General features: G+C 60.6%; 10 protein-coding genes. All 10 read right to left on the reverse strand.

All coding sequences use genetic code 11. The annotated features are described in order from the left end of the window. The coding region (locus BLR99_RS21965) for a leucine zipper domain-containing protein (RefSeq protein WP_139160205.1) at positions 1–220 on the reverse strand (220 nt) is incomplete at its 3' end. 86 nt (positions 221–306) lie between these two features. After that, positions 307–894: an ATP-binding protein gene (locus BLR99_RS21970; RefSeq protein ID WP_011796786.1), complete on the reverse strand. Its 588-nt coding sequence runs from the start codon at positions 892–894 to the stop codon at positions 307–309. A 205-nt stretch (positions 895–1,099) separates the two neighbouring features. Further along, positions 1,100–2,443 carry a chloride channel protein gene (locus BLR99_RS21975; protein WP_116212339.1) on the reverse strand — a complete coding sequence of 448 codons (1,344 nt, stop codon included), beginning with the start codon at positions 2,441–2,443 and terminating at the stop codon, positions 1,100–1,102. Positions 2,444–2,668: 225 nt separating this feature from the next. Further along, complete coding sequence (locus BLR99_RS22915) at positions 2,669–2,866, reverse strand: hypothetical protein (RefSeq protein WP_133246121.1); 198 nt, start codon at positions 2,864–2,866, stop codon at positions 2,669–2,671. Positions 2,867–2,921: 55 nt separating this feature from the next. Then, a complete protein-coding gene (locus tag BLR99_RS22920) occupies positions 2,922–3,230 on the reverse strand; it encodes a hypothetical protein (RefSeq protein ID WP_011796788.1) in 309 nt (102 codons plus the stop codon). A gap of 30 nt (positions 3,231–3,260) precedes the next feature. Further along, positions 3,261–3,644: a hypothetical protein gene (locus BLR99_RS22925; protein WP_133246122.1), complete on the reverse strand. Its 384-nt coding sequence runs from the start codon at positions 3,642–3,644 to the stop codon at positions 3,261–3,263. Between the two features lie 104 nt (positions 3,645–3,748). Next, positions 3,749–4,189 carry a hypothetical protein gene (locus BLR99_RS22930; RefSeq protein WP_133246123.1) on the reverse strand — a complete coding sequence of 147 codons (441 nt, stop codon included), beginning with the start codon at positions 4,187–4,189 and terminating at the stop codon, positions 3,749–3,751. Between the two features lie 207 nt (positions 4,190–4,396). Continuing rightward, complete coding sequence (locus tag BLR99_RS22935) at positions 4,397–4,696, reverse strand: hypothetical protein (RefSeq protein ID WP_139160206.1); 300 nt, start codon at positions 4,694–4,696, stop codon at positions 4,397–4,399. 396 nt (positions 4,697–5,092) lie between these two features. Continuing rightward, positions 5,093–5,530 (reverse strand): hypothetical protein, encoded by a 438-nt coding sequence (locus BLR99_RS22940; RefSeq protein ID WP_011796791.1) that lies wholly within the window; start codon positions 5,528–5,530, stop codon positions 5,093–5,095. Continuing rightward, on the reverse strand, positions 5,527–8,664 hold a 3,138-nt coding region (locus BLR99_RS21980; RefSeq protein ID WP_139160207.1), incomplete at its 5' end, for an RHS repeat-associated core domain-containing protein. The genes BLR99_RS22940 and BLR99_RS21980, both read right to left, overlap by 4 nt.

Here is an 8,664-nt window from a genome sequence, read left to right on the forward strand (position 1 = left end):
CGGGTGGGCAGGCCTGGGGGCTGCGGTGCGGGCGGGAGCTGCGGTCGAGCAAGCCATCGGGGCCTTCGTTGCGAAAGCGGGCCATCCACTTGTAGCCGGTGCGCAGGCTCACGCCTGCGGCTTCGCTGGCTTGGCGCATCGTCCAGTTCTGCTGGAGCACTCTGTCGACCAGAAGGGCTCGACCTGCGCGGGTCAATCGCGCATGCTTATGACTGTTCATCCGGTGTCCTGTCCTGAGTTGCTGGGGCCTGGTAACCACAGCTTCCCAGGTCGGGCCTGGATGAACAACCTATTGAGACATCACAGCTAGCGCAGCCACTTCAAGACAGCCTCCGTGAGAGCGTTCGGTGTGGCGCTACTGTCTAAGAAGTAGACAGCTTTACCAGTGAGGACGCCATACTGAGTGACGACCGCCGCCTGCAGATGCGTGTGCATTTGGGACTCAAATTCGGAGATAAGCGGGCGCCCCATGGCGTCAGCCTGAATACGACTTCGGGTCACCTCGGCCGGTGCGTACAGGCATACCAGGATGTCTGGACTCAAGCGTTGAATTGTCGGTGCGTCGAAGCCCGTGACGCGAAACCCGTATTGTTCTTTGGTCACAGGATGGGAGTCGATCAGGATGCTCCTATGGGCTCGCTCCCGCCGAACCAACTCGACGAGCTCATCATCGAGATGCTCGACATCCTGCGGTGTTACCACAAGCGCTGATTGGCGTCTGATGTCATCTTCTGTCATTGCTCTGCCACCTGACTTGCGCTGAATGAGCTTGCGGAGCTCCTCACTATAGGCAAAGACTTTCAGTTCAGGCTCGAGCCGGGCAAGGTTACGACTGAGCGTTGATTTGCCGGTTGCAGGCGCTCCCGTCAGATAGATGACCTTTGGCGTGCTCACATTGCTTCCTCCTGCAGGTGCTTGAATTCTGCTGCATTGGTGCCTTGTTGGCGCAACAATGACCAGCGGCGCGCACGCAGTTATACGCGACCGACCGCTCAGGGTCGAACGCTGCCATTCGCTACACATGCGACGAGCGGTGGCTCTCAGCCTGAATCGGTCATAGACACACTCCCAGCAGACTGGATAGAACTTAAACACCACCTCACCGCCTCGCCTCAATCGGATTCCCATACAACGGCCGCCCCCCGAACTGCGTACTCACCGCATACGCTACCGCGCAGGCCAGCATCACCGGCACCGTCATCTGGAACTGGTTCGTCATCTCCAGCACCATCACGATGGCCATCAGCGGGGCATGGGTCACGGCCGCGAGCACGGCGGCCATGCCGATGATGGCCAGGGCGCGCGGGTCGCCCACCCAAGCGGCGGGCAGCGCCAGCGCCGCGAGCTGGGCGAGCACGCTGCCGGCCGTGGCGCCGACGAACAGCGAGGGCGTGAACACGCCGCCGATGGCGCCGCTGCCCGAACTCAGCGCCGTCGCCACGATCTTGGTCAGCATCACCACCACGATCCATTGCCACAGGTGGCCGCCCTGCAGCACCGACGACACGACGCTGTAGCCATTGCCCCAGACCTCGGGCACGCAGGCCGACAGCCCGCCCACCAGCAGCCCGCCCAGGCCCAGGCGCGCCGGCAGGGAGCGCACGCGCCCGAAAGCCCGGCGGCTGCCTTCCAGCAGGTGCAGCAGCGTCCAGCCCACCGCGCCGAACAGCACGGCCGCCACCAGGGCCAGCCCCAGGCTGGTCGGCTCCACGGCCACCGCCGGCACGTCGTAGAGCGGCTTGGGGTCCACCAGCAACTGGATGAGCGCGCTGGCGGTGCCCGCGGCGATGAGCACGGGCGCGACCGCATGGCGTGCGAAAAAGCCGAGCGCCAGTTCCAGCACGAACACCACGCCCGCCACCGGCGCGTGGTAGGCCGAGCCGATGCCGGCGGCGATGCCGCACACCATGAGGGCGCTGCGCTGCTCGGGGGCGATCGGCACTACCCGGGCCAGCCACGCGGCCAGCCAGGCCGCCATCTGCACCATCGGCCCCTCGCGCCCGATGGAGGCGCCCGTGCCCACCGACAACAGCGCCGATGCCGAACGCACGAGCGTGGTGCGGTCGTTGAGGTCCACCCGCCCGGCGCGCGCGGCATCGATGTAATCCAGGTGCGCATCGCCACGCGGGCCGGCCGCCGCCCAGCGGCCACCCCATTCGAGCACCAGGCCCGCCAGCACGCCGCCCACGGTGCACACCACCACGCGGTGCCAGGGCGAGAGGGAACGTGCAGCCTCCACCAGACCGCCGGCATGGCCGGTGGCGAGGTGCTCCACCCCCTGCACCAGCGCGCGGAACGCCACCGTGGCCGCCGCCGCCAGCGCCCCGGCCACCGCGGCCCACATCCACCACCGCAGCGTGCGGGCGACCGGGCCGAGAAGACGGAAGCGGCCGGCAAGGCGGTGCGGTGCCGCGGGAATGTCGTTCGGGTCGGGAAGAGGCATGGGGCAGGGAGTGCGCGCGCCTGCCGCGACGGGTTCGCGGGAGGCTGGCCGCGCAGGGCCGGAAATGCCGTGGATCGTACGTCGCAGCCCGGCTGGCAACAATGCTCTGCGCGTCCGTGAGGGCATGCGCCACGCAGCGCGGGCGGATCAGCCACGCGGCGCCACCTGTGGGGGGTATGTCCGCCTGCGTGGGACTTTGCTGCGACGGGAAGTTCAGGACACGCTCTAGATATCCCACGGCTCGTCTTCTTTATCTGGGACCTTCTTTGCAAGCACCCTCAACCAGACAAAAAGGAACGCCAGCACGCCTATAGAAATATAAATGCCCACTCGCACTTTTCCCGGCGGTGAAATAAGCGAAAGAGCAACCAGACCTGCAAGCACCACAGCGACAACAGACAATATCGCAGAACTGAATTTCATGCCGATGCGCTCCACACCTTGCCTCACACATACCGTCTACGCCACAGCACTTCATTCAGAACCAAAGGGACACTCGATAAAAAACACCCAAAAGCACAACCACAGGCACGATCATCAAAACGATCATGACGAATTTAAGAACTAAACCCGTTTCCGCAAACAACTTCATTCCAGCCCATAGCAAAAGTACAGCCGCGACATCGATTACCAGGGAACCTAAATAGCTTCCACCATGATAGTAGTTACCCAACCCCGAGAAGATCACCAACAGGTCATACGCAACAAGAAAAACGAATAATGAAGCGGACTTAAAATTCACGACCACGAAAGCCCGCACTGTCTTTGAACTGTCAAGATCACTCATGGCAACATCGAATAAAGTGCATGCATTACTTTAATTTTCAGATTTTTTGCCACACCCTTCAATGACTATACCTAAGAGCATGATCACGGAAGAAAATGCCAATCCGAAGAGCAAGAATGGAATTTGAGCAAGCGAGGCACCGCCTCCATCGCCAGTAGAAAAAACAAAAGAACCGGCCAAAACAAATACACCCCCTGCACCTAGCCCCAAAAAAACCAAGGCACTGGACTTGCGATAGGCCGCCAAGACCATCGGCAAATAGATCGGATATGCAAGCCACAAGCATGAGAGCCAATTTTCGACGCCAGGAGTCAGCCTGTAGAAAAATAACAAATAGCCGGCAGAAAGCACCATGGCAAGCATCAGAGTCGTCAGAAACTTTATATAGAAGAAAAATTCGCTATCTTTTTGCATGAAAAGCCCTCCACCGACGGTGAATACTAGAGCGCGTCATGAACTTCTCGCCCAAGCGAGCACCCGTGCGGAGGGACGTCTCACGCACTCTGGATGCACTGCTCCTACTTGCTGTTATGGATACGCCTTATTTCATTCAGGCATTTGAAGTCAGCGCAATTCACCAAGGCTCTTTGCGACGGCACATAAACTGACCCTGAAAATACGGAAGCCACTTGTATTTTTCTCATGGCTTCACTATTTAAATTCAAATCATACACCTCCCCCCAGCCGAACCTCTTCCCTCCTTCAACAGAGTCAGCCAGAGTACTCAAGATTGGCATATCCTCGTCAAAGAAATCCACCGTCATTATTTCAACAGCCGATGAAAATATTCCACGCTTATAAATCACTATCGATCGTTCACCTCTCATGATGGGTGAATCCACCCACCATCCATGAACGGTCACACACCTGTCACCAGCAGTAGTGCAGAACTCTTTGATAGTACTTGAAGCAAAAATCACCCAAGCAAAATAACCTGCAGCAAAGAACGTGGCTGCCACGGCCATCAATTTCCTGATCATCGCACTCCCTGACAAATATCATCCCCTGCAAATCGAATATCACATAATTGGCATAGCCACAACAGCACGGAATGAATTTTATTTTTCAAGTTCACCCTGAACGGCTTTGAATGGAAAAAAATTGACGCCAAATGGGGATCAGCAGCTACCACCATGAGCAAACGCCCTCTCAGCAAAAGATTCACCTCATTTATTATTCTTTTTTGATCCCTCGTTATACTGTAAAACATAGAAGACAACTGCCTCATCGGCAATCGACGACACCATTATTTTTCCGCCTTCAGAAAAACACGTATGCAAGCCGTTTAGTTGAGTGCACAAGAAACCATCCAAAACCACTCCATTTTTGAAAGCGAATTTCAGTCTGGCCAGATCATCCTTGTTATCAAATTTCCTAACAATAACTGTCTGAACTTTGCCTGCGTAGTCTCGACAGTTTACAGAGATCCTTTTTCTATCGTTTTCATTGTTGTATGCAGATTTCACACAGCGCTCTGGAGGAATAAGTGCATCCAGATTGGGTATTCCAGATTTTATCTAGAATAAGAAATATGCCATCAAAGCAGCAACTCCAGAAACCGCAACAAAATAAATCAGATTCTTTTTCAAGGCGTCCTTCCTGGAAGGGCAAAGCGATCACTCGCAGGATTTCCGGGGAGCTCCCAGAGGCAGGCACAAACAGCAGCTGACGATCATGGGTTCACCGCCGCACTACAGCGATTTGGAGAGCGAGTTATGCAGCCACTCCCTAGAATGGGCATCTAGAAAAAATTCGCCGTTACATCGAAGTATTTTTGGCGAGCACTTCATAAGAAAATCCACATTTGCCCCATAATCTGGCGGAGCCAGCAAAATGGCGCAATCCCACAGGCGCGGCAAGGATTATTTCTCAAAATGATTTATGTAAAACACTACCGCAGCTCTACTGTTGGAAGTAATTGTTATTCCATTCTCTTTAGACAAACAAGTATGGAGATGCCGAATTTCTTCCGAAAAGCGCTCTTCGCCCGAAGGCTTGAATTCAGAGCAAATGAAACTCTTCACCGCCTCCCCCCCTTTGAGGTTTGATGCAATATTTTCTATCTTGCTCTTATCACTCCACCTTCTCGCAATGATTGTGTACACTTCGCCGCTGTAGTCTCTGCAGTTGATCGATATTTTATGGGTTTTTGAATCATCGTTATATGCAGACTTGACACACCTATCTTTTGGCACCAAATCGGCAACGTCTTCGTGACCACCAAAATTATAAAAAATGGCGCCAAAAGAAGCAAACAAAAACAAGACTAGAAAGATGAACCTCAAATTCATTTTCTTCATGGCTTCATCCCTGGGATATGAATAGGACCTCCTGCGGACGTGCCGGGAGTCTCCATCATGATTTTTGTTACTTCTCCTGTGTTTGAAAGGATTTTCTTCCTTATTTCACTCATTCTTTTTTCAATCTGTTCGATTTTACCCGTTTGACAAGTAGGCGACTGAGACAAGCATGACAGCAATTCTTCGTCAAGTTTATCCAATTCTTTCTGCAGCTTTTTGTTCTCCGATACAAGCGCCCCTGCTTCAACAGCATCTTTCACCGAGCTTGCTTTCTCACCCCAACCAAATATTTTCGACAGCCATCCCCCTTCCTCCTTCAGTCCAAGAGGATCGTTGCTTGAAGTCGGGTTCGTTGGATAAATTAGCTTGTTTATATCTCCAGCCAACCCAATCGGATCCTGCGTCACATACTGCCCCAGCATCGGGTCGTAGTACCGGAACCGGTTGTAGTGCAACCCCGTCTCGTCATCGAACTGCTGGCCCTGGAAACGGATGTCCTGCCCGATACCGTGCGGATCGTATTCCTCGCGCACGGCACCCCAGGCGTGGTAGGTCGCGGCCCAGGTGACCAGGCCCGCCTGCGGGCCGTTGGCATCCACCAGCGCGATGGGCGTGCCCAGGTGATCGCACAGGACATGGCGGATGCGCGTCGCGTGGGCCTGGGTGGCGTCCTGCCGTTGCTGGCGCACGGCTCGGAGGCCCGCGGAGAGCAGTGCGCCGGTTGCTTCGGGCAGGCCTGCCTGCAGGCGGGATCGCGGTGCATCGCCCTGCGGCCCCAGGGCGTCGGTCAGCGCCTGCGCCAGCCATTCGCGCTGTGCGCGCGGCAATCCCGCGAACAAAGCCGCCGCGTGGGATTCGCCGCCTTGGTTTTCCAGCGCGAACATGGCCTGCACGGGCGTGGGGATGGCCTGGTCCCGCTCCAGCCGCAACAGCGGCACGAAGGAGTCCGGCTCGTACAGCGTGTGCTGCAGCCCCTGCGGGCCTTCGATATGCACCAGACGGTCACCGTCCCAGCCAGCATGGGTCGTGGCCGCAGAGCCCGGTGCGGCTCCGTGGCTGTGCCGGCTATCGCCGACGACGGTCTTGGCCAGCCGCCGGCCGAAGGGGTCATAGCGGTAGCAGGCCACCCGTTGCCAGGCGCCACCCGTTCCCTCGCGCTGCCAGACTTCGCGCAAATGGTGCAGGGCGTCGTAGCGCAGGCGCTGCGCCCGGCCGTCGGCGTGCAGCGCCTGCACCCGGTTGCCGAAGGCGTCGTAGCGATAGCGGATCGGGGTGCCGTGGCCGTCGCCATCCCGCTCTGGTGTGCTCCATCCGATGCGATTGCCCGGCCAGTGCGTGACCGGGCCCGCACCCTCGCCGGGTGCGCCGCCCGCGCGCAGCAGGTCGAAGTCCGGGTCTTGCAGGTGGTCGCGCACCTCGCGGGCCCACGCCTGCCGGTCGGCGTGCAGCGCCGCCACGCCGGCCTCCGGGGGCGCGGGCAGGCGATTGCCTGCAGGGTCGAGCGCCCAGTGCTGCCGGACTTCCGGCGCTCCCTGGCCCGCACGGTGCAGCCCGCTCAGGCGCTGCCAGGCGTCGTAGCCGTAGCGCGTGGCCTCGCCCGGCGTCTGCACGCCGACCAGTTGGCCCAGGGGGTCGTACCAGTAGCGGCGCTGCGCGAGTGTGGAGAGGGGGCCCAGGGCCGGGGCGATGCGCCCTGCGGCCGAGGACGGGCCCGTGTCCGTGCCACCGGTATCTCCGGCCGCAGGCATGGCCGCCGCATGGCGCAGGCCGCGCCAGTCCTGGTGCAGCATCCGGCCCATCGGATCGAGTTGCCGCGCATGCACGATCGCCGGCAGGTCGTCGTTGCCTTGGCCTTCCAGCAGGTGCAGCGTGCGCTCCACCTCACGGTGCAGTGCGTCGCGCTCCCAATCCACCAGCGGCTGGCCGTCCAGCAGCAGCCCGTGCACGTGGCCTGATCCGTAGGCCAGCCACTGCAGCGTGCCCAGGCCCTGCGCCTGAGTGGCCGTGCGCTGGCCCAGCGGGCCCAGCGTGTGGGTGATCGCGTGCTCGAACTCCACGGGCGGCTCGCCGCCGGCATGGGACGCTTGCGGCTGGGTGGCCTGCCGGTACAGCGTCTGCGTCTCTCCGCACATACGCCCGAAAGCATCGCGTGCCAGGGCCACGCGGGCCTCTGGATGCAGCCTCTGTGCCTGGAGCGCGGCGGCCAACGGCGCATGCACCGGGTCGCCCGGGCGGTCCAGCAGGGACAGCAAGGCCTGCGTATCCAACGCCAGCCAGCGTTCGGCGAGAGGGATGGGTCGGCCTGTGGCAGCGCCTGGGCGCGAGGAGTCGGGAGACAGGGCCGTTGGCAGGGCCATGGGCTCGATCCCGTGGGGCAGTTCTGTCTCCCAGGTCCGCGCCTGCAGCAGGGCTCCGGCCGCGGTGTGCCCGAAGCGCTGGATCTGCAGCACGGCATGCGGTTCAGCCGTGGGGTTGTCGGGCGCATCACCTGCGACGCTGACGCCAACACCGGCCAATGCCGCTGCCGGCAGCCGTACGGCCACACGCGCCACCAGCCGGCCGCCCAGGTCGTAGTGCAGCCGCGTGCGCACCACCGCCCCGAGTTCCGGCCGCGCCGCCGCTCCCGGGTGGTGGCCTTCGCCATGCCCGTCGCCCGTGTGCGTGAGCTGGCCGGCAGCGTCGTAGCCATACACCTGGCTGCGCCCGTCGAAGCCCACTTCCTGCACCAGCCGGTCGGCCGCGTCGTGCACGAAGCGTGTGACATCGCCGTTCTCGTTGACGAGCTCCTGCAGCCGCCCGGCCACGTCGTAGCGCAGCTGCACGCCCCGGCCCGCCTGCACCTGCTCCACCACCCGGCCCCAGAGGTCGTGGCGGTAGGTGACTGTCGTGCTGGTGCCCGCGGGCTCGCCCGTGCCTTCCAGCACGTCGTGCGCGCCGTAGGTGGTCGCCTCCAGCATGCCGGCGGCCGACCAGCGGTGGCGCACCGCCGTGTTGCCCGGCTGCTGCACGCCCACCAGCCGCAGCGCGCCATGCTCCAGCACGTGGTGCAGCTGGGTGCGCTGGCCCAGCGCGTCCGTCGCCTCCAGCACCTCGCCCCAGGCGCCGTGGCGCCAGGACTGGCTGCGGCCGGAGCA

It is taken from the genome of Paracidovorax citrulli (assembly GCF_900100305.1).
Classification (GTDB): domain Bacteria; phylum Pseudomonadota; class Gammaproteobacteria; order Burkholderiales; family Burkholderiaceae_C; genus Paracidovorax; species Paracidovorax citrulli.